Here is a 20,579-nt window from a genome sequence, read left to right on the forward strand (position 1 = left end):
TCCCAAAACGGTTGATTATTGTAAATTGTTCAAACGCATCTCTAAATCATTTTCATCCACACAAAGCACATCACGTGCCTTACTACCCTGTGCAGGTCCAACAATTGCAGCCTTCTCGAGTTGATCCATTATTCGTCCGGCACGATTATATCCAATAGAAAATTTCCGTTGTATCAGCGAAGTCGATCCTTGTTGATGGATTACCAGCAGACGAGCAGCATCCTCAAATAAAGGATCAAGCCTTCCCATATCAACATCCCCAATTTCGGCCGACGCCTCTTCATTCACATATTCCGGCAGATAATAAGCCGTAGGATAACCTTGTTGCTTAGCGATATACTTCGTAATCTCCTCCACTTCCGGCGTATCAATAAAAGCACATTGCACACGAACCGGATCAGCCCCTTGCAAAAATAGCATATCGCCTCGTCCGATCAACTGATTAGCTCCCGGACGGTCGAGAATAGTACGTGAATCCATCATTGCCGAAACACGGAAAGCCACACGAGCCGGGAAGTTAGCTTTAATTGTACCTGTAATAATATTGGTCGTTGGACGTTGAGTTGCTATAATCATATGAATGCCCACGGCACGAGCTAACTGAGCAATACGCGCAATCGGTAACTCAATCTCTTTACCCGCAGTCATGATCAAATCACCGAACTCGTCAATGACCACCACGATATAAGGCATAAACTTATGCCCCTTTTCCGGATTTAAACGTCTATTGATAAATTTCTCATTATACTCTTTAATATTACGTACATGCGCCATTTTCAGCAAATCGTAACGAGAATCCATCTCTACACAAAGCGAGTTTAAGGTCTGAACCACCTTGGTTACGTCCGTTATAATCGCATCTTGTCCATCCGGTAGTTTGGCCAAGAAATGATGTTCGATCACCGAATAAATACTAAACTCAACCTTTTTAGGATCGACCAATACGAACTTCAATTCTGCCGGATGTTTCTTATACAGCAAGGAAGTAATAATTGCATTCAATCCAACCGATTTACCTTGACCGGTCGCCCCGGCAACCAGGACATGTGGCATCTTGCACAAATCGACCATAAACACCTCATTGGTGATGGTCTTACCAAAGGCAATAGGTAAATCGTAAGTCGATTCTTGGAATTTACGACTTCCAATGATAGATTGCCCGGATACAATCTTAGGATTAGAGTTAGGCACTTCAATACCAATAGTCCCTTTACCCGGTATTGGGGCAATGATACGAATGCCCAAAGCCGATAGACTTAAAGCGATATCATCTTCCAATCCTCTAATTTTAGAGATACGCACGCCTTGTTCAGGTGTAATTTCATATAACGTGACTGTAGGACCAACAGTTGCCTTAATCGTACTAATCTCAATACCAAAACTTCGCAAAGTGTTGATGATTCGATCCTTATTGGCATTCTGTTCCTCCATATTGATCGTTGGCTCATTATTCTCATAATGTTTCATTAGATCAATCGTCGGATAATGATAGTTCTCCAGATCCAATCGTGGATTATAAGGTTCCTTTTCAAGACCTTGATAATTTTCGTCTTCGGCAGCTGCTTCTATTTGAAAGTTCGGTTGAACCTCAGCCACCTCACTTTGAAAAGGGGGCTCCTCTTCCGACTCAGGTTCTATATTTAACAACAAATCCTTATTTGGAGTCACCGGAGCAGGTTTAGGAATTTCAAGTTCTATAGGAGATGATTGTTCCGAATGATCGACAACAGTCTGATTTTTATGCCCCAACTCAAACTCCACTTCTTGAGGCTTAGACACTGTAAACTCATGCTCAGCCACCTCTTGTCCTTCTTTTTCGGAAGTCGGTTCCTTGTCAGAACGTTTCAAGAAGCTTAATCCGAATAATTTGCGCAACCATACAATTGTTTTGCGACTAACGTAAATCAAGAAACAGATTCCTGTTCCAAACAATAACATCCAAACACCGGGCACCCCGATCTGAGAAGTTAGCCATCTACCAATATTATACCCGTGCATTCCTCCAAAATAGATGAAAGAGTCCTCGTAATAACCCATAAAAGCAAAGCCTAAGAAAACAGAGGACCAAATCAACAAAAGCATACAGCCAATAAACCACTTCCATAAGTGGATGACACGAACACGCATCAGTTTCAATCCGGCGACAGCAATAAAAATCAATAAGAAAAACGAACCTAATCCAAAACAATCGTTGATCAGATAGCTAGCCAGTTGTGCTCCGCGAGACCCTGCATAGTTCTTAACATGGTTGTTTACAGCGGAAAGGTCTCCCGAATTTCCACTATCAATAATACTCTGATCGGCGGCTCCTGTAAAGAAGAAAGAAGAAAATGCCAACAAGAGATAAACAGAAAAAATGACGAACATCAATCCTATAATAAAATGAAAAGTCTCATTTTTAAGGAAAGAACTAGTCTTCATTGAAGAGTCTATAGCCGACTCCATATCTTTTTTTTTCTTTGCCATATGTCAATCTTATAAAAGTAATCTATGATGCAAAAATAATAAAAAAAAGACAGCTGGCACGCTCATTCAATCCTTTTTCTTACCTTTGCATTTCAAAATCAAGCGAGCAATGAAAAAAGAAAGCCAAGTCATTTTCGAAAAGGGTGTTATTGAATTTGTAACAGTATCAGCTGAATACTGCGCCTTCTTAGAGCAAGCTGCCAATACAGGACGTCATCACTTTGTTGATACAAGCTTAAAACTACTTCCCCTACTCTACCTTAAAGCAGCAATGCTACCTCAATGTGAGAGAATTGAAGAAGAAGATCTTGAGATCTGCGTTACCGAAGAGATTTACGAAGCGATACGCATAAACCTGGCCCACATATTGGGTGAAAAAGATGATTATCTAGAGGTTTTTTTACCGGACATGGCTTACAGTGACCAACCGATTAAGCGTTGTATATCTGAAGATCTAGCCGACATCTACCAAGATATCAAAGACTTCATCTTTGTATTTCAACTTGGATTAAACTCGACCATGAATGACGCACTATTTATTTGTCAGGAAAACTTTAAAAGTTATTGGGGACAAAAATTAGTCAACACCATGAGAGCTTTACACGATGTGAAATACAATCAAAATTCCGAAGAGGAAGAAAAAGAAAAAAACAACGATTTATATACCGAAGACTTTGATCAAGACTTTGATCAGGAATATGATCAGGAGTACGATCAAGAGTACGAATAACCATGCAAATGATTTTAAAACAAACCATAAACAAAGAAGAAATAAAAGAATTACCTAAGGCCCTATTTCCAGGACGAATTTATGTCATTCAAACAGAAAATGAAGCCAACAAAGCCGTAGATTATTTAAAATCACAAAAAATAGTAGGCATAGACAGTGAGACCAGACCATCTTTCACCAAGGGGCAATCACATAAAGTTGCCTTACTCCAAATCTCTTCGGACGAATGTTGTTTTTTGTTTCGAATTAATATGTTTGGATTGGCTCCGTCTCTAATAGAACTCATGGAAGACTCATCTGTCACCAAAATCGGGCTCTCGTTAAAAGACGATTTTATGATGCTTCGTAAGCGTGGTTCGTTCAACCAGACCGGATGCGTTGAGTTGCAAGAATATGTCAAACAATTTGGGATACAAGATAAAAGTTTGCAGAAAATATATGCCATCTTATTTAAAGAGAAGATTTCAAAATCTCAACGGTTATCAAACTGGGAAGCAGATGTATTAAGCGACGGTCAAAAGTTATACGCTGCCACCGATGCTTGGGCCTGCTTAAGAATTTATCAACTCTTAGAAGAATTAAAACAAACAGGGAATTATCAAATTGAGGAAGAACCAATAGAACAAGTAAATAAAAAGCATGCATAAAGTATTTCTTAAACCCGGAAAAGAAGAATCTTTAAAAAGATTTCATCCTTGGATCTTTTCAGGCGCAATTTCGCGTATAGATGGTGAACCGGAAGAAGGGGAAGCCGTAGAAGTTTTTACTTCAAAAAAGGAGTTCATCGCTGAAGGTCATTTTCAGATCGGAAGTATTGCCATCCGTGTGCTATCCTTCCGGCAAGAGCCGATCAATAAAGATTTTTGGGTACGCAAATTACAAACAGCATACGACATGCGTTGTGCCATTGGGATTGCCAATCATCCAACTAATGATACTTATCGATTAGTTCACGGTGAAGGCGACAACCTCCCCGGACTCATTATCGACATCTATGCCAAAACAGCGGTTATGCAAGCCCATTCAGCAGGAATGCACGTTGACCGAATGGCTATTTCAGAGGCTTTATCTGAAGTGATGGGCAGTCAAATAGAAAACATTTATTATAAATCGGAAACCACCTTACCTTTTAAAGCAGATTTATTCCCGGAAAACGGCTTTTTGAAAGGAGGTAGTCACGATAATATTGCACAAGAATACGGACTGAAGTTCCATGTCGATTGGCTAAAAGGTCAAAAAACAGGATTTTTCGTCGATCAACGAGAAAACCGTTCACTATTAGAGCGGTATTCCAATGGACGTTCCGTGCTCAACATGTTTTGTTATACCGGCGGATTCTCTTTCTATGCCATGCGTGGAAACGCTAAGCTTGTTCACTCTGTCGACAGTTCAGCCAAAGCCATTGATTTAACCAATAAAAATGTTGAGTTAAACTTCCCCGGCGATGCTAGACATGAAGCGTTTGCCGAAGATGCATTCAAATATCTAGATCGTATGGGCGACCAATACGATTTGATTATACTCGATCCTCCTGCATTTGCGAAACACAAAGATGCTTTACGCAATGCCCTACAAGGCTATCGTAAACTGAATGCCAAAGCTTTTGAAAAAATCAAACCGGGAGGTATTCTATTTACCTTCTCTTGTTCACAAGTAGTCACCAAAGACAACTTCCGGACGGCCGTATTTACAGCCGCAGCGATGTCGGGAAGAAGCGTACGTATTCTTCACCAACTCACACAACCGGCAGACCACCCTGTGAATATTTATCATCCGGAAGGAGAATACTTAAAAGGACTCGTTCTTTATGTAGAATAAACTCACAAATCAAACACTAATAAAAGTTAATAAAGCATTGTTTTTTTATTGAAAACAATGCTTTATAACATAATATACATATCTTTGCACTGTGTTTTTCATGGTATTAGATTTAAGGTTAATAAAGATTGGGTGTCTGGGATAGATACCCTTCTTTTTTTTTACACCATTAGTGTTATACTCATCGTTGAAAATATTATATTTGCATTCATTTATGTAATAACAAATAAAGAAAAACACATAACAACAACATCATGAGTATAAAAATTCGTTTGATCATCATGAACTTCCTTCAATTTTTCGTATGGGGTTCGTGGCTAATTTCTCTTGGCGGCTACATGGGTAGAGAACTCCACTTTGAAGGAGGACAGATTGGCGCCATTTTCGCAACAATGGGTATTGCATCTTTAATCATGCCGGGGATAACCGGGATTATTGCAGATAAATGGTTTAATGCCGAACGCCTTTACGGAGTCTGCCATCTCATTGGAGCAGTTTGTTTATTCTATGCCTCCACCGCAACAAGCTACCAACAAATGTATTGGGCCATGTTATTAAATTTATTAGTCTACATGCCTACCCTATCGCTCTCCAATACCGTATCTTACGATTCACTCGAACAATATAAATGTGATTTAATTAAAGATTTCCCTCCCATCCGTGTATGGGGAACCATCGGGTTTATCTGCGCCATGTGGGCAGTCGACCTCACCGGATTTAAGAATTCTAGCGCACAACTATATGTCGGAAGTATTTCTGCCATTTTACTTGGGCTATATTCATTTAGCTTACCGGCATGCCGTCCCTCAAAAAGCGAAAAGAAATCCTTACTTTCAGCTTTTGGATTAGATGCTTTAGTCTTATTCAAACAAAAGAAAATGGTGATTTTCTTCTTCTTCTCCATGCTTTTAGGAGCAGCCCTACAGATCACCAATACCTATGGCGATTTGTTCTTAAGTAGCTTTGCAAATATACCGGAGTTTGCCGACTCTTTTGGAGTAAAACATTCGGTAATTCTCCTCTCCATCTCACAAATGTCGGAAACCTTGTTCATCCTTGCCATTCCATTCTTCCTCAGACATTTTGGAATCAAGCAAGTCATGCTCATCAGTATGTTTGCATGGGTTTTCCGCTTTGGATTATTTGCCTTTGGAGATCCGGGAAGTGGCATTTGGATGCTCATTCTATCCATGATCGTCTATGGTATGGCCTTTGACTTCTTCAACATTTCGGGTTCGTTATTTGTTGAACAAGAAACCAACTCCTCTATACGTGCAAGTGCTCAAGGTTTATTCTTCATGATGACTAATGGCTTGGGAGCTATTATCGGAGGATATGCCAGCGGTACAGTAGTCGACCTCTTCTCAGTCTATTCAGATGGTCAACTCATCAGTCGTGAATGGAGTGACATTTGGCTCATTTTTGCCGTATATGCTTTAGTTATCGGAGTGTTGTTTGCATTTATCTTCAAATACAAACATAGCGCTCAAAAAGTAAATTAATAAAATGGACAAGGAAATTGAATTAGAAATTCTAAACATAACCGATAGTATGGCAGAAGCAGGCGCTTTTGCTATGCTGTTAGGTGAAAAAAACGGTGAAAGACAAATGCCTATCATCATTGGACCGGCAGAGGCTCAAGCTACATTATTAGAACTTCATGGCATACGATCTCCTCGTCCATTAACCCACGATCTGTTTGTCACCTGTCTTGAGTCGTTACAATCATCTGTAGACAAAGTACTCATTTACAAAGCAAAAGACGGAATTTTCTATTCATACCTCTATCTAAAAAAAGAGGATGAAATCATTCACATCGATTCACGCACTTCAGACGCTATCGCTTTAGCTCTTCGTTTCAACTGTCCAATATATATCTACGAATCGATATTAGAAAGCGAACTCATTCATTTCACTGAAAGCTTAACGGAAGAAAGCGAAAAAACGAACCTTGAAAAAGAAGGAGAGGAACATTCTAAGGATGAAGACTTAAGAGATAAAGACTCCTTAGAGAATGCCTTGGAGAAAGCCATTAAAGACGAAAATTACGAATTAGCGGCACAGCTCCGTGATCAAATCAAATTAAACCAGAAATAAAATGCATGTTTTTTATACCCCAGATATTTTATCGACCAATGAATTACCCGAAGAAGAAGCTCAACACTGCATCCGGGTACTCAGATTGTCTATTGGTGATCTCATCACCTTAACCGATGGGAAAGGATCTTTTTATAAAGCCGAGATAACGACATGCACCAATAAACGTTGTATCGTTTCAATCAAAGAGCGCATTTCTCAGGATCCCCTATGGAGTGGACGCCTTCATATTGCTATGGCTCCAACTAAAAACATGGATCGCAACGAATGGTTTGCCGAGAAAGCGACAGAAATAGGCCTGGATGAATTGACGTTCTTAAACAGTCGGTATTCCGAACGAAAGGTTATTAAAACAGAACGCATTGAGAAAATTCTGGTCTCGGCGATCAAGCAATCCCTAAAAGCCCGTTTGCCACAATTAAACGAGATGACCGATTTCAATTCATTTGTGACACGTGAATTTAAAGGTCAGAAGTTCATAGCGCACTGCCACGATGGTGAGAAAGTACAACTCAAAGATATCTTAGAACCAGGAGAAGAAACCCTAATACTCATTGGCCCGGAAGGTGATTTTAGCGAAGAGGAAGTAAAAACAGCATTAGATCATGGTTTCATTCCAATCAGTTTAGGGCAATCTAGATTACGCACAGAGACAGCCGCTTTGGTGGCTTGTCACACGTTCAATCTAAAGAACCAATAATTACCTAACTTAAATAATAATCCTATGTTAAAGAAAATTAGTTTTAAGTTATTAGTAATCACTTTATTAATAACAAGTATAACAAGCTGTTCAAAGAAAGCAGACTATGTTAATGCCATTCCTAGTGATACCCAAGGCTTAATCTCATTCAATTTAAAGACCTTGTTTAGCAAATCCGGTTTAAACAACAAAGACAACGAAGCCTCTAAAGAAAAAGTATTATCTGCTCTAAAAAGCGAAATGAGCGAAGCGACCTACTTACAATTAGAAAAGATCTTTAAAGATCCTAAAGCAGCAGGTCTTGATTTAAGTTCTGAAATCTATATTTTCAGCTTGCCTAAATACGATATTCCTGTTCTACTTGCCAAGACAGGCGATCAAGATAAACTTCAAAACACACTGGAAACCTTCATCAAAGAAGATCCAAGTTTGACCATTAACAAAGAATCAAACTTCAACTACATTAAACTATCAGAGAACCTCTTCGCTTATAACGAAACTACAGCTCTTTTTGTACTCAACATCAAAGGAGGGAACACCGAAGAAGTCAAGGCTCAAGTCGCTGAAATGCTTAAGTTTGATGATCAGAAGAGCATTAAACGCCAAGTTGCTTACCAAAAGATGGCCAAAAAAGAAGGTGACATTCATTTCCTAGTCAACATCAACAAAGAACTTTTCCAATCTTTGAGCCGCTATATGCCCGGATTAATGGCTTCGAATTCAATTAAAGATGCCAGTCAATTGGGATCAATCTCTTTTGAAAACGGTAAAATTGTGATCAACTCAGAATATTATACCGAAGACAAAGAAGCTCTAAAAGAGATGCAGAAGCAACTGGAAATGATCAAAACGACAAAGAACATTTTTACCAAATATTTCCCAGACTCTACACTCATGTTTATCAACACAAACATTGACGGTAGCAAACTTTGCACCTATTTAAAAGAAAACAAAGAGATCCAGAAAAACATCCCTCTCAAGGAAAATCCTGAATTAGAGAAAGCCTTCAAAACATTCTCCGGTGATTTCTCAGTAGCCTTGACCACTGTAGGGTTAGATCAAATGCCAGTGTTCTTAGGCTATGCAGAAGTTAAAGATGGACAACTATTAGCAGATCTTTACACCAAGCTAAACCAGAAGAAAGCGAACAAATACGAATCTTTCACAAAAATCGGTGAAGATAAATACCTTTACAAATCAGGTAAGATGAGCATCTTTGCAGGCGTAGAAGATCATAAGATGTATATCACCAACAGCGAATCGGCCTACCAAGAAATCTTTAAGAAAAAAGATCAATCGATAGAAGATGCTCCTTATTTCTCACAAATGAAAAACTCCATCTTCTCCATGAGCCTCAATATCAAATCGGTTTTAAACTTACCGATGGTTAAAATGCTTGTTGGATTTGGAGGCGAAGAATATCAAATGTACTACAATTTATGCTCAAAGATGAATTATATCACCATAACGAGCAATAAAACAGAGTCAGAAACCATTCTTGCTTTCGAAGATCAAAAGACTAATGCACTGAAACAAATTGTTGATTTCAGCAAAACATTCGTTGGAATGTAAAAACAGATTCATGAAACAGATCAATCTACAGCAAACACTCCCCGGAGTGTTTGCTGATCGCAACACGATACAGTCTGATGTTTGGCATCAAGACCTCACCTTTCACAAAGAGAAATACTATCTCATAGAAGCCGAATCTGGTGGTGGAAAATCGTCGCTATGCAGTTACATCTACGGCTACAGGAACGACTATCAAGGCCTCATCACCTTCGATGGACAAAACATCAAGCAGAACACCATCAAAGAGTGGATCCATCTACGCAAGACCTCCATTAGTCTGCTCTTTCAAGAACTCAGACTTTTCCCCGAGCTCACTGCCCTAGAGAATGTACTGCTCAAAAACAAGCTCACCCACTATAAGAAAAACTCAGAGATCCGTCAGCTCTTTCAGCAACTCGACATTGAAGAAAAGCTTCACGAGAAGGTAGGAAAGCTCTCGTTTGGCCAACAGCAGCGTGTAGCCTTCATACGGGCCCTCTGTCAGCCCCTCGACTTCATTCTTCTTGATGAGCCGGTCAGCCATCTGGACGACACCAACAACAAGCGCATGAGTCAGCTACTCTTAGACGAAGCCCAAGCCCAAGGATGTGGCGTCATCGTCACCTCCATCGGTAAGCCACTCGAACTGCCCTATCACGAAACCCTCAAATTGTAGCACTAATCAATCAAAGCATCATGGATCTTTTAGTTTGGAAACTTCTCCGTCAACACATTAGCATCTCCCAGATCGTCGGCTTCTTTTTTGCCAATCTTGTCGGGATGTTGATCGTCCTACTCAGCATACAATTTTACCAAGACATCATACCGGTATTCACCCAAGGCGACAGCTTCATGAAAAAAGACTACCTCATCGTCACCAAAAAAGTGAGTGCATTGAGTAGTCTAACCGGACAGAGCAACCTCTTCGATCAAGACGAGATCGACAACCTCCAATCGCAGAAGTTCACCAAATCCGTCGGATCGTTCACCCCGTCACAATTCAACGTCTCGGCAGGACTCGGCATGCAAGGACAAGGCATGCATCTCTCGACCGAAATGTTTTTCGAGTCCGTACCCGATGCCTTCATCGACATTAAGCTCGATCAATGGCATTTCAACCCCGACACCCACACCATACCTATTATCATCCCGCGCAACTACCTCAACCTATACAACTTCGGTTTTGCCCAAAGCAGAGGATTACCCAAACTATCAGAAGGACTGATGAGCCTCATCCAAATGGATGTCATGCTCAGCGGCAACCAAAAATCAGAACGCTACAAAGGCCAGATCGTCGGTTTCTCCAACCGTCTCAACACCATTCTCGTTCCCCAATCGTTTATGGAATGGGCCAACCAAGCCTTTTCACCCGACAAAACTCCCACACCGGCCAGACTCATCGTTGAAGTGAAGAACCCCAGTGATGCAGCTATTGTCGACTACTTCAAACAAAAAGGCTATAACACCGAAGATGGAAAGCTAGATGCCGGTAAGACCACCTATTTCCTCCGTTTTGTGATCGGTATCGTATTAGGGGTAGGCGTGCTCATCAGCTTACTCTCCTTCTACATTTTGATTCTGAGCATCTTCTTGTTGCTCCAGAAGAATACCACCAAGCTAGAGAACCTATTACTCCTAGGATATAGTCCGTTTAAGATCTCCCTACCCTATCAACTTTTAGCCTCAGGGCTAAACGTGCTGATCTTGGGATTATCGTTGGGACTAGTGACGTTGATCAGAGGGTATTATTTAGCCCCGCTGAAAGGCATCTTCCCTCAGCTCAATCAAAGTTCGATGATCTGGACCATCGTGATCGGTTCATTCCTCTCGATCGCCATGATTGCAGTCAACAGCTTTATCATTAGAAAGAAAATCATCGTACGATAAGAGGGAATGAACTATTATAAATCGACTTCTGTCAGGACATTCACCCCGTAAGCTCTATCTTCCGATACCCACCAAGTGGTATCTCCATTGCCACACCGAATGGCGTAACGAGCATCGTACCGTAAAAGTTCCGAAGCATCTGGAAGCCAAAAGCCTAAACGATAAGTACCGGATTTGAAATCAAGAGGAAGTGCAATATTAGCAAAAACAGTATGTAGCAATGGAATGTATGTTTCATCACCCGGCCGATGGGGCTGCCAATCAATCGATTCCGTTGTAGTGGGATACTCCGTAACCTTCCCACCTTTATCGATAAGGACGAAGCAAACTGGGTGATTACCCATCACTGTTGCAAAACCACGATTAATCAAAGTCAGCTCTAGATGAGAGCTCCGCCCGATGGTCCACTTAGCAGGCATCTTGAGTTGTTGCAATTCAAGACGATAACCTAAGTGATCGCGGATATAATCGAACACACTACGTTCAACCACTTTACCCTCTTTCGTCTTAAAATAGTGATCGGATACCGGCATGTGGTATGCACATAATGAATCGGTTGTAATTAGGCTCTTTTTCCAGACCATCATGGAGTAATTTGGTGCATGAGCATTATCGAACTTACGATTAGGGTGCTGCTCTTTATAATTGTGGATCACACTCAATGAAGTATAGTGTTGCAAAAAGAGTCGGCGAGCAGTAGCCATACCATCAATAATCCAACCGGCCGACGGACTATCAGGATCAGCTCCCACACTCCAGAACCCCCACGGCAACTCACCGTCGACTATTAGAGAGGGTGATTCTGTCACGATTTGCCGGAAATTGTCCGTCCCTTCATGCATTTCGCCATCCCAACGATCCGGTTTAATAACAATAAAATCATCATGAAAAGACAAACGCCGATACCCTTCCGGCTGATCTTTCAACAATTTTTTAAATTCTGGCAACCGCACTTGAACCTGCTTCTCGATAGGGACAACAGCAAGTAACTTCTCCAAAATAGCTCGTTTCGCCTCATCAGAGTTTTCCAGCCCATGAATAGAACTATGCCACTCTCCCCAAGCACCAATCACACCCGCTTGTACCACTAAGATGAGTGGTTTATTCTTCTCTAAAAACGGCTTTAGCTGATCGATATGGGTCAATGCCTGGCCCAATGTCGGCCCCATAGGCGAACGCCCCATGAAGTCTTTCTCGTAAGCAAACCGAAGGATCGCTTTTAAACCCAATTGGCGCAGCCTATCGAAGTAGCTCTGCATGATTTGAAAATCAACCGAAGTGAGTGGCTTGTCAACCAGATAAGTCAGATACATATAACTCTGAGCCAACGATACACTATCTGTTGCATATTTAATAGCCAACGAGTCTAGCACTGCCGTGGGAGACTCAATATGGTCAGCAACATCGACAGCAGCTTCCAACCGAAATCCTCGTTCAGGGTTAAAGAGTCCTTCGGTTCCTCCATCATCATCGACTGCCAAACCGCGAAAGTTAATCACCTGTCGCTGATCTGCACAGCCGATAATGCATAGAGTACTCATCATCGCTATGCTAAAAGCTAAAACTCTCTTTCTTAAACGTAACTCCGATCTATTTCTATTCATAATCTACTTATTCTTTATCCCCTAAGCCCAGCTCTTTCATCTGAGCATCGTATTGCTTCTCTTCCCGGCACATGGGTTTATACCAATTGTAGTAAAGGAAAGCCGACGTTAATGTAAGCAAAACAATAGAAATAGCCAATCCCAAATAGCCACGGGTCACCAAGTACATCGGGATAATCGTTAAAGAGCATTGCCAAAGTATCCCCACCATTACATTCACCATATCGCGTTTGAAATGTCCGTTCTGTTCCAATTGCGGGTGACGTTCGATAACTTTATCGGCTATTGGCTTCCAAAATCCCCACGGACGTACTCGAATGTAGAAGTTCATCAATGTTTCATCATCGGTAGGAGGTGCGGAATAAGTTCCTATAATACATCCCACCAAAGAGACTAGAAACAGCACGGGGAAGAAATAAAGCATCCAAGCATCAGGCACAGTAAATTTCATAATAATAGCGGCCACGACACCTACAGTCATGCCCCAAAAATATCCTTCGCCATTGAAACGCCACCAATGCCATTTCAAAACATTCGCTGCTATATAACCACCAAAGAGTGCACCGACAATCCACTGAAAGATCTCATTAATATCTTTGAGAAAGAACCCCATTACGGTGCTGATGAGTACGACTAAAACAGAGATAAAGTAACTGGCTCTGATCTGACGTTTAACCGGCGCTTTCGGGTTGATGTATTTCAAATAGATATCGTTCACCACATAAGCTGGTGCCGCATTGACCGTCGAAGCAAAAGTCGACATGAAGGCAGACAACAAGCCAGCTAGTAGCAATCCGGCTAAGCCAACAGGGACATAACGGGTGATTAAATAGGGAAGAATTGTCTCAAAATCGGAGTTTGAAGCTGCCATTAGGTTTAATCCTTGCTCTTCTTTAAAAAAGTAGATAGCCAATAACGCAAAACCCATAATCATCAGATATCTGGGAATCAACAAGATGACAGAAACCGACCCACTCATCAAAGCTGCTTCTTTAGGTGTCTTGCATGACAAGATCTTTTGCATATCATAGTTAGGTGCCGGACCAGCCATACTCATAAATATCCCTTTGAATAGAGCCATCATGACAAAAAGGCCAATCAAACTGTAGGGTTCATTAGCCATTCGCTCGGTTAGCAAACTCAACCGTGAACTCCAATCGACATCGAGTGTCCAACCAAAGAAAGGAGAATCCCATCCGGCAGGTACAAACTGCTGAATCATATCCGGAGCGACGAGTTGCATGCCAATTATGGCAATGACCACCCCGGCCACTGTCATGATGCAAAACTGAACCACATCGGTCCATACAATGCTTAACATGCCTCCCAACATCACATAGAATGTAGCGATGGCGGTAAAAAATATACCATAAAAATGAGGCACATACTGTGCTGGAATATCAAAAGGTACATAAGCAGAAACAACATCCCAAGGAAAGAATATTTCCATAAACTTACCGATGCCGATAAAGCCATAACTCAAGAAGCCAAGTACGCTCAATAAAGCAAACACCACCACAATGGTGTGACTTAAAGTTGCCCCACGACCTCGACCGAAACGCGTCTTTATCCATTCAGCGCCAGTCAAAACGTTGCTCCGACGTAGCCAGATGGAAAGATAAATCATCAAGAAAATTTGATTGAAGACCGGCCACATCCAAGGAATCCATAGACTTTTAAATCCATAAGCAAAAGCCCAATAAACCATCAGCATGGTACCGGTTATATCGAACATGCCCGATGCATTGCTCAGCCCAAGCATATAAAAAGGTAAAGATTTGCCGCCAAGAAAATAAGAATCCATGTTCTTAGCCGCTCGTTTTTTCAGTACTAACCCAATGATCACAATCACCATCAAGTAGGCACAGATAATCATTATATCAATAATGTGTAATTTCATGATGTATTTATTTTTCAGTTAATGTAACACTTACCGGGTAGTGATCGGATACCCCTTCTACAGGATACACCGCTGCATGGGTGCAATGCGGCATAAGCCTAGGAGATAATAAAATATAATCCAAACGTTCACGACGTAAAGGTAAGCGTTTATCATCAGTTCTCCAACCATAAAGAAAAGCTGACGGAAAACTCATTCGGGCAGATGCCGGATGAACCAATCGACCGATTGTATCATCCAAGCCAACCGATAGAAAAGCGGAAAGAACCGAGAAATCATAATAACCGTCTCGTAGATTCCGATAAACGGGCTGATTGGCATCCCAATGCCGCATCTGTATCAACAAAGAATCATGAGTGGCTAATTCATCAGCATCAAAAGGCGAATGAGCATTTAGATCACCGGCTATCAGGTAGGTTGTCAGCTTTTTCTCCCGAATATAATCCATAACCCGATGGGCCTCTTTCAAACGATAGTTCCATTCAAACGGACTAAAATGAGCTGCAATAACATCAATACCATAAGTATGTACGTGCATCATACCATGCCAAAAGCCATCGAGCAAACGCGACACAACCTTAATAGGTTTTTTTGAGAGCACTCCTACGGGGTAACCCTCCTCTTTGGCTATAGCACTAAATGAATATTGACAAGATTCTCCCAAATGTCTCAAGTCGTCTGCCTTAAAACCAACCAATTCCGTCAACACCACAACATCTGCTTGTTGATCTTGTATCCAATCCACAAAACGTTGGCGTCTTAACGAATCTTTTTCAAAACCGTTCCATATATTATATGAAATCACTTTTATCGACTGACTTTGCCCCCAACTAGTTAAAGCAATTAGGGCAAACAAACTTAAAACACTATATCTTAATAATCTATTCATCGCCTTTTAACTGGTTATTACGATCGATCAACTCATTAATCCGAGCGACCGATTCGAACGAACGTAACCCATCGGCAGGAGAATGTAAACAGTAGTCAACCAATTTATCGACAGTCGACGTAGCCACATGCAAACGTGTATCGCTCGAAGCATAATAGATATAAACGGTTCCATCCTCATCGGCTATCCAACCGTTTGAGAACAGCACATTCGATACATCACCTACCCGCTCCTCATTTTGAGGAGCCAAGAAATATCCGGCAGGTTCGGCTATCAACCGCCAAGGTTCATCAAGTGAAGTCATGTAAAGGTAAAGCACATAGCGCAATCCGGCTGCACAGCCACGCACTCCATGTGCCAAATGCAACCACCCTTGAGAGGTTTTAATAGGATGAGGGCCTTCACCGTTCTTCTGTTCCTTAATCGTATGATAATACCGTTGATTGATGATTTTTTCCTGTTTAATCACTGCACAAGTGATGTCATCGACGAATGCCCAACCAATACCTCCTCCGGTTCCGGCATTAATAAATCCATCTTGTGGACGAGTGTAAAACGCATATTTACCCTCTACAAATTCCGGATGAAGCACCACATTACGCTGCTGACTTTCGGAAATCAAATCGGGCAAACGCTCCCAATTCAACAAATCTTTTGTGCGCACAAGCCCAGCTTCGGCTACAGCCGACGACAAATCACCGGGTAAAGCCGTATCGTCATGCCGTTCACTACAAAAAACGCCGTAAATCCATCCGTCCTCATGCTCAGTCAACCGCATATCATACACATTAGTCTCTGCCAAATCAATGTCTGGCAAAACAACCGGACGTTCCCAGAATCGAAAATTATCGACCCCGTTCGAACTCTCGGCAATCGCAAAAAACGATTTCCGATCGACTCCTTCGACACGCGCCATTAATAAATACTTACCTTGCCATTTTAAGGCGGCACTATTCATCACGGCATTCATGCCGATACGTTCCAATAAAAAAGGATTCGTTTGGAAATTCAAATCATACCGCCATTCCAACGGTACATGCTGTGCGGTCAATATAGGATTTTGATACCTCGTTACAATACCGTTTTGATTTTCGGTCAATGCTTCATTAACCTCGGCCAATAAGGCTTCATGCTGACAACGTAACGTCTCGAGCCTATATTGAAAACTCTTCTTCATACACTTAAAAATTATTCTTTTATACCAATTTGTTGATTTACTCTGTTTGTTGATAATTAAACATACCCCACTCTGTCATTATAATGTTTCAGGGTATAATTTAAGACGAATAGCCCGATGGAAAACGGCCGAACTCAATTCCAACTCATACACCACTTTATTAGTCGATGGATTAATTTCAATGACATGTGCTCCATAACTGCCGTTACTCAGCTTATTCTGCATCGCCGAACTAAACAAGACGTTCTTGGTTAACGGAAGATACTGTACCGACGAACGAGCTGGTCCGTAACAATCGGGACGATCCTTGCCATACTGCCAAACCTGACGAACGGTTCGGTTCTTTTCATCGACCTCATACTCCACTGCACGGCTATATTGGTTATTATCCGAAAGTGGACGCGATATAAAGTTTCTAAAAAAGCCATTGTCAAATGCTATAATATGCCCATTGGGTAAAAAAGCGGGTGCATGTACCCCCCAAGGCCAATCAAAATCATCTGTACTCTTATCGCCATTGATCACATCTTCATCGGTTATTGGATTTCCATTTTTATCCAATGGTTTCAATAAGTACGGTTTATACTGTTCACGCCACATCTTGTGCGGAGCAATAATCCAAGCCAAACCACCTTTCTTATTAAACTTAAAGATACCTTGATACCGTGCAGTAGCTAGGTAATCATCCCCCCAATCCACAATAGCATTATTGTGCGCCCAATTTGCATTCGATTGGCCGAAATACATGCCGGGTAATGTTCCCACGTTATCATTACGTGCAGAATCGAGTGTATTCACTAAATCCCACTCATGCACTAAACTGTTGGTTTCAGGATTAAACTCAATAATATGGTCATTAATACGCGGCGTGATTCCATCCATGCACTTGGCATCTGTTTTAATAACCGTTGCCAGAAAATTGCCATTCTTTGCCTGCATCACCTCATGATGATACTGATACCCCAATGCCGTTAAGTTCCATTTCTTAACCGTATTGCCAAACACATCAAGTTCTAAAAGATCATTACGATTCGCATTACCTGCTAGATAATGCCCATTTTGCAGACGAGTCACCCCACCTTGCATAGCCGAATGAGCCAAGTCCGATTGTTCCAAGATAAGTATCCAACGTACCTCTCCATCCGCATCGACGATATAAGGCACCGACGTATCGTCATCACCCACTCCCGGAGAGTTAATCAAATTCATTCCAGGTTCCATCAAGTTAGGTTGACAAGTCACCACACGTAAACTCTGAAAAGCCCGGGTTTCAAACCCCTCTGTCTGAATGGTTACAGTAGCCCGTCCCCGTTCATGTTCGCCATTTTTATCATAATAAATCAAATCCACTTGATTATTATAGTTCGGATAAAGACCTAATACAGCCAACGATTGCCGTTCGGTGTACCCATTAAACAGATGCTCCACATTAGGTTCACGGGCCTCTTTCTTGCTATGAACCACCACCTTCATACGTCCTTGGGTAGGCAAAGCCACCTGAATAGTAGCAGCCAAAGGGTTTAATCTAGAAGGATTGACCTCTATGTTTCCGATAAATTTCTCGAAACGAGTACCAAGTGTAGGAATAATAAGCGATTGCTGATTCTTAAATAAAACCGTTGTTCTCCAGTTTTCGACATCCTGGCTCACCTTTTCGATAACCGATTCCGGTATATCCACCGTCTGACTTTCAAAATAGAATTTCCAAGTATCTGCATTTAAATCAACATGTTTCAGTAACACATGATTATCAATCAAACTTTTGATAGAGATCACTTCTCCGCTATCTGTCCACCCCTCTTGATCGCCACTACAGGCTGTCAAAAAAAGGATTAAGCCTAAAATCCAATAACTATATTTCTTCATATTCAGTGCTCTTAATGCTTAGAATTATAAACATCACAGACTACCATCGTTGGGTGCAAATCTATTCACCGATCAACAGTAATCTGTGATGCACATTTTCCTTTTTTTCAGATGATCAAGAACCATCCTAGAAAGGAGAATCAAACCTCTTTTATCTCCAATCAGCCTTCTGATCCAAATTTAAATTGGCATCGACCTCACTTTGTGGTATGGGGAAGTAGAGATATTTCTTCTGGAAGTTTTGGAAATTCTGAGTATCCTCCACACCCACAAATGTCTTATTCCCGGTACCATCTACTTTATATATATTTGTGTCTGTCTTGCGCGTATGCATCATCGTTTTCAATTCATCGGCACTATACCAGCGTACTAAATCATCCCAACGCACATTTTCACCCGCAAATTCTAATAATTTCTGGTTACGAAGCTCATCCATAATTGCCGCCTTGTCCGTCAACTGTTTTTCAGGTAAACCTGCACGAACACGAACACGATTGATATCAGCCATCGCCGATTTCATATCTCCCATTTGTAGGGCTGCTTCAGCATGTAAGAAAAGCACCTCGGCAAAGCGCATGATGCGATAGTTATTGATACGTCCCGAATTATTAGAATACATGGTACAACCGGTTGCGTTATACCAAGGTGTGAGTTTCTTCATCAAGAAACGTCCCGCTTTTCCTTCAATGGTAGGATAACTCGGCTCACCCTTGCTCCACTTCTTATCATTATCGACCGTCCAACCAAAAATTTCATCGAACGTAAACCCATCAAAGAACGTGTCATCAGGTTTCACATCATTGTAATCCGAATATTTAAAGAAAGCCGTGGCATACAACCGTTTATCCCATTTGCTATCGGCTCCATTCGGACGAGGTTCGGCCACAAATTGTTTAATTAAGTAAGGCGAAGGTTGCATCTTATACCAACCGCCACCGGCATTCAGTCCGTGAGCACCAGGACCCTTCAATGACGGACCGAAATAATGTCCGATCACACTCCCCATAAATGCATTATTACCAGTACTGCTTCCCCAAGCATCACCAGAGTTCCCCAAAGCCTCGAAATTAATCTCCCAGATAGACTCTTGATTAAACTCCTTGTTGTCACGGAAGTTGTCTTCATAATTAGGCATCAAGTCATACCCATATCCTGTCATGATTGATTTCAATTCTTTTTCTGCAGCCTCATAATCGCCTTTCCAAAGATACGCCTTCCCTAACATCGCAATCGCTACCCCTTGAGTGACCCGACCAGCCTCATCAGCAGGACGAGTTTTAGGCAAACGCGCCTTAGCCTCTTTCAAATCTGCAATAGCCTGATCCAAAACAGCCTCGGGAGTCGATAATTCATGAGCAACCGGATCCGCACTCTGCGGTAATGTACGAATCACCCCTTCGTTAAAATCAGTACGCACCCGAAAATATTCAAATCCACGTAAGAAATAAGCCTCTCCAAGCATCTGTGACAGCGTAGTCTGATCCATGCTTGTCACGTTTGGTGCATTATAAAGAAACTCGTTGGCCAATTGAATACCACTATATAAATATCCCCAACACCCGTTGCTCGAGTTTGGCGTATTGGTAAACGATAGAGTTTCCCAGATACTCGGTTCTTCACCACGCGTAGGGTACATATCATCTGCACGCATCTGATAATGCAAAATTCCTTCGTAGCCCCCATAATAGCCCCAACTCATACGACGGATGGGGTTATAAACAGCCGACAAGCCCTTACTAACATTCTTCTCATTCACCCAATAGGTACTTGGCGTCTCTTTATTCGGGTTCACCTCATTCAAGAAACTTTCACTGCATGACGTGAAAAACAACGGAGCCGTGGCCAATGCCATCATATATTTTTTAAAATCGCTCTTCATATCTTAAATCATTTT

15 protein-coding genes and 2 pseudogenes are annotated in these 20,579 nt (G+C 41.6%); 9 read left to right on the forward strand and 8 right to left on the reverse strand.

What is annotated here, in order from left to right; all coding sequences use genetic code 11:
- Positions 1–15: 15 nt before the first annotated feature.
- Both AC4PG5_RS07575 and AC4PG5_RS07580 read right to left on the reverse strand, forming a co-directional pair.
- Positions 16–1,584: pseudogene (locus tag AC4PG5_RS07575) on the reverse strand (DNA translocase FtsK); the annotation flags it as partial.
- Between the two features lie 161 nt (positions 1,585–1,745).
- A pseudogene (locus AC4PG5_RS07580) lies at positions 1,746–2,466 on the reverse strand (DNA translocase FtsK 4TM domain-containing protein); the annotation flags it as partial.
- A gap of 109 nt (positions 2,467–2,575) precedes the next feature.
- On the opposite strand from AC4PG5_RS07580, the gene AC4PG5_RS07585 reads away from it, so the two are divergent.
- From AC4PG5_RS07585 to AC4PG5_RS07625, 9 genes are all read left to right on the forward strand, one after another.
- Positions 2,576–3,196: a DUF5063 domain-containing protein gene (locus AC4PG5_RS07585; protein WP_492028336.1), complete on the forward strand. Its 621-nt coding sequence runs from the start codon at positions 2,576–2,578 to the stop codon at positions 3,194–3,196.
- An 8-nt stretch (positions 3,197–3,204) separates the two neighbouring features.
- Positions 3,205–3,843 carry a 3'-5' exonuclease gene (locus AC4PG5_RS07590; protein WP_492028337.1) on the forward strand — a complete coding sequence of 213 codons (639 nt, stop codon included), beginning with the start codon at positions 3,205–3,207 and terminating at the stop codon, positions 3,841–3,843.
- Complete coding sequence (locus AC4PG5_RS07595; protein WP_492028338.1) at positions 3,836–5,014, forward strand: class I SAM-dependent rRNA methyltransferase; 1,179 nt, start codon at positions 3,836–3,838, stop codon at positions 5,012–5,014. The genes AC4PG5_RS07590 and AC4PG5_RS07595 overlap by 8 nt, the downstream gene beginning before the upstream one ends.
- A gap of 254 nt (positions 5,015–5,268) precedes the next feature.
- On the forward strand, positions 5,269–6,516 hold the full coding sequence (locus tag AC4PG5_RS07600) for a nucleoside permease (RefSeq protein WP_492028339.1): 1,248 nt from the start codon (positions 5,269–5,271) through the stop codon (positions 6,514–6,516).
- Positions 6,517–6,520: 4 nt separating this feature from the next.
- Positions 6,521–7,111, forward strand: a complete 591-nt coding sequence (locus AC4PG5_RS07605) for a bifunctional nuclease family protein (protein ID WP_492028340.1) — start codon at positions 6,521–6,523, stop codon at positions 7,109–7,111.
- Between the two features lies 1 nt (position 7,112).
- Positions 7,113–7,811: a 16S rRNA (uracil(1498)-N(3))-methyltransferase gene (locus tag AC4PG5_RS07610; RefSeq protein WP_492028341.1), complete on the forward strand. Its 699-nt coding sequence runs from the start codon at positions 7,113–7,115 to the stop codon at positions 7,809–7,811.
- A gap of 24 nt (positions 7,812–7,835) precedes the next feature.
- On the forward strand, positions 7,836–9,383 hold the full coding sequence (locus AC4PG5_RS07615; protein ID WP_492028342.1) for a DUF4836 family protein: 1,548 nt from the start codon (positions 7,836–7,838) through the stop codon (positions 9,381–9,383).
- Positions 9,384–9,393: 10 nt separating this feature from the next.
- Positions 9,394–10,038: an ATP-binding cassette domain-containing protein gene (locus tag AC4PG5_RS07620; RefSeq protein WP_492028343.1), complete on the forward strand. Its 645-nt coding sequence runs from the start codon at positions 9,394–9,396 to the stop codon at positions 10,036–10,038.
- Between the two features lie 20 nt (positions 10,039–10,058).
- Entirely contained in the window at positions 10,059–11,249 is a 1,191-nt protein-coding gene (locus AC4PG5_RS07625) for an ABC transporter permease (RefSeq protein WP_492028344.1), read from the forward strand.
- A gap of 14 nt (positions 11,250–11,263) precedes the next feature.
- Here the strand turns inward: AC4PG5_RS07625 and AC4PG5_RS07630 are convergent, their stop codons facing one another.
- From AC4PG5_RS07630 to AC4PG5_RS07655, 6 genes are all read right to left on the reverse strand, one after another.
- Positions 11,264–12,853 carry a DUF4874 domain-containing protein gene (locus AC4PG5_RS07630; protein WP_492028345.1) on the reverse strand — a complete coding sequence of 530 codons (1,590 nt, stop codon included), beginning with the start codon at positions 12,851–12,853 and terminating at the stop codon, positions 11,264–11,266.
- Between the two features lie 7 nt (positions 12,854–12,860).
- Entirely contained in the window at positions 12,861–14,753 is a 1,893-nt protein-coding gene (locus AC4PG5_RS07635) for a sodium:solute symporter family protein (RefSeq protein WP_492028346.1), read from the reverse strand.
- A 7-nt stretch (positions 14,754–14,760) separates the two neighbouring features.
- On the reverse strand, positions 14,761–15,642 hold the full coding sequence (locus AC4PG5_RS07640) for an endonuclease/exonuclease/phosphatase family protein (protein WP_492028347.1): 882 nt from the start codon (positions 15,640–15,642) through the stop codon (positions 14,761–14,763).
- Positions 15,635–16,819 carry a glycoside hydrolase family 130 protein gene (locus AC4PG5_RS07645; RefSeq protein WP_492028348.1) on the reverse strand — a complete coding sequence of 395 codons (1,185 nt, stop codon included), beginning with the start codon at positions 16,817–16,819 and terminating at the stop codon, positions 15,635–15,637. Before AC4PG5_RS07645 ends, AC4PG5_RS07640 begins: the two co-directional genes overlap by 8 nt.
- Positions 16,820–16,897: 78 nt before the next feature.
- On the reverse strand, positions 16,898–18,685 hold the full coding sequence (locus AC4PG5_RS07650) for an aryl-sulfate sulfotransferase (protein ID WP_492028349.1): 1,788 nt from the start codon (positions 18,683–18,685) through the stop codon (positions 16,898–16,900).
- A gap of 151 nt (positions 18,686–18,836) precedes the next feature.
- Positions 18,837–20,564, reverse strand: coding sequence for a RagB/SusD family nutrient uptake outer membrane protein (locus AC4PG5_RS07655; RefSeq protein WP_492028350.1), 1,728 nt, complete (start codon positions 20,562–20,564; stop codon positions 18,837–18,839).
- Between the last annotated feature and the right edge of the window lie 15 nt (positions 20,565–20,579).

It is taken from the genome of Bacteroides sp. QWL-09 (assembly GCF_058683585.1).